The 2938-nt window shown below is 52.9% G+C and carries 1 rRNA gene; it reads right to left on the bottom strand.

The annotated features are described in order from the left end of the window. Positions 1–8 precede the first annotated feature (8 nt). Positions 9–2916, bottom strand: a 23S ribosomal RNA gene (locus ACT3RT_RS22995). Positions 2917–2938: the final 22 nt, after the last annotated feature.

The raw sequence follows: 2938 nt of genomic DNA, 5'->3' as shown, positions 1-2938 counted from the left end.
GGTGTTGTAAGGTTAAGCCTCTCGGGTCATTAGTACTGGTTAGCTCAATGCATCGCTGCACTTACACACCCAGCCTATCAACGTCTTAGTCTTAAACGTCCCTTCAGGTGGCTTAAAGCCACAGGGAAGACTCATCTCGAGGCAAGTTTCGCGCTTAGATGCTTTCAGCGCTTATCTTTTCCGCATTTAGCTACCGGGCAATGCCATTGGCATGACAACCCGAACACCAGTGATGCGTCCACTCCGGTCCTCTCGTACTAGGAGCAGCCCCTCTCAATCTTCCAACGCCCACGGCAGATAGGGACCGAACTGTCTCACGACGTTCTAAACCCAGCTCGCGTACCACTTTAAATGGCGAACAGCCATACCCTTGGGACCTACTTCAGCCCCAGGATGTGATGAGCCGACATCGAGGTGCCAAACACCGCCGTCGATATGAACTCTTGGGCGGTATCAGCCTGTTATCCCCGGAGTACCTTTTATCCGTTGAGCGATGGCCCTTCCATTCAGAACCACCGGATCACTATGACCTACTTTCGTACCTGCTCGAGCCGTCACTCTCGCAGTCAAGCTAGCTTATGCCATTGCACTAACCTCACGATGTCCGACCGTGATTAGCTAACCTTCGTGCTCCTCCGTTACTCTTTAGGAGGAGACCGCCCCAGTCAAACTACCCACCAGACACTGTCCTCACCCCGGATTACGGGGCCGAGTTAGAACATCAAACATTAAAGGGTGGTATTTCAAGGTTGGCTCCACGCAGACTGGCGTCCACGCTTCAAAGCCTCCCACCTATCCTACACATCAAGGCTCAATGTTCAGTGTCAAGCTATAGTAAAGGTTCACGGGGTCTTTCCGTCTTGCCGCGGGTACACTGCATCTTCACAGCGAGTTCAATTTCACTGAGTCTCGGGTGGAGACAGCCTGGCCATCATTACGCCATTCGTGCAGGTCGGAACTTACCCGACAAGGAATTTCGCTACCTTAGGACCGTTATAGTTACGGCCGCCGTTTACCGGGGCTTCGATCAAGAGCTTCTCCTTGCGGATAACCCCATCAATTAACCTTCCGGCACCGGGCAGGCGTCACACCGTATACGTCCACTTTCGTGTTTGCACAGTGCTGTGTTTTTATTAAACAGTTGCAGCCAGCTGGTATCTGCGACTGGCTTCGGCTCCGAGAGCAAGTCTCTTCACCTACGCGCCAGCGTGCCTTCTCCCGAAGTTACGGCACCATTTTGCCTAGTTCCTTCACCCGAGTTCTCTCAAGCGCCTGAGTATTCTCTACCTGACCACCTGTGTCGGTTTGGGGTACGATTTCGTGTTACCTGGAGCTTAGAGGCTTTTCCTGGAAGCAGGGCATCAGCTACTTCACCACCGTAGTGGCTCGTTATCACGCCTCAGGGTTAAAGCAGTCCGGATTTACCAGGACCACACCCCTACACGCTTGAACCGGGACAACCGTCGCCCGGCCAGCCTAGCCTTCTCCGTCCCCCCTTCGCAGTAACACCAAGTACAGGAATATTAACCTGTTTCCCATCGACTACGCTTTTCAGCCTCGCCTTAGGGGTCGACTCACCCTGCCCCGATTAACGTTGGACAGGAACCCTTGGTCTTCCGGCGTGCGGGTTTTTCACCCGCATTATCGTTACTTATGTCAGCATTCGCACTTCTGATACCTCCAGCAGCCCTCACAGGCCACCTTCAACGGCTTACAGAACGCTCCCCTACCCAACAACGCCTAAGCGTCGCTGCCGCAGCTTCGGTGCATGGTTTAGCCCCGTTACATCTTCCGCGCAGGCCGACTCGACCAGTGAGCTATTACGCTTTCTTTAAATGATGGCTGCTTCTAAGCCAACATCCTGGCTGTCTATGCCTTCCCACATCGTTTCCCACTTAACCATGACTTTGGGACCTTAGCTGGCGGTCTGGGTTGTTTCCCTCTTCACGACGGACGTTAGCACCCGCCGTGTGTCTCCCGTGATAACATTCTTCGGTATTCGTAGTTTGCATCGAGTTGGTAAGCCGGGATGGCCCCCTAGTCGAAACAGTGCTCTACCCCCGAAGATGAGTTCACGAGGCGCTACCTAAATAGCTTTCGGGGAGAACCAGCTATCTCCCGGTTTGATTGGCCTTTCACCCCCAGCCACAAGTCATCCGCTAATTTTTCAACATTAGTCGGTTCGGTCCTCCAGTTAGTGTTACCCAACCTTCAACCTGCCCATGGCTAGATCACCGGGTTTCGGGTCTATACCTTGCAACTTGACGCCCAGTTAAGACTCGGTTTCCCTACGGCTCCCCTATTCGGTTAACCTTGCTACAAAATATAAGTCGCTGACCCATTATACAAAAGGTACGCAGTCACCCAACAAAGTAGGCTCCCACTGCTTGTACGTACACGGTTTCAGGTTCTATTTCACTCCCCTCGCCGGGGTTCTTTTCGCCTTTCCCTCACGGTACTGGTTCACTATCGGTCAGTCAGGAGTATTTAGCCTTGGAGGATGGTCCCCCCATATTCAGACAGGATGTCACGTGTCCCGCCCTACTCATCGAACTCACAACAAGTGCATTTTTGTGTACGGGACTATCACCCTATACTGTGCGACCTTCCAGACGCTTCCACTAATGCACAAACTGATTCAGGTTCTGGGCTCTTCCCCGTTCGCTCGCCGCTACTGGGGGAATCTCGGTTGATTTCTTTTCCTCGGGGTACTTAGATGTTTCAGTTCCCCCGGTTCGCCTTGCATGGCTATGTATTCACCATGCAATAGTGTGACGTATCACACTGGGTTTCCCCATTCGGGTATCGTCGGGTATAACGGTTCATATCACCTTACCGACGCTTTTCGCAGATTAGCACGCCCTTCATCGCCTCTGACTGCCTAGGCATCCACCGTGTACGCTTAGTCGCTTAACCTCACAACCCGAAGGTGTTTCAC

Origin of the sequence: Ewingella sp. AOP9-I1-14 (genome assembly GCF_052375995.1) — a bacterium.
Taxonomy (GTDB): Bacteria; Pseudomonadota; Gammaproteobacteria; order Enterobacterales; family Enterobacteriaceae; genus Ewingella; species Ewingella allii.
This window is presented reverse-complemented; position numbering and strand designations above follow the sequence as displayed.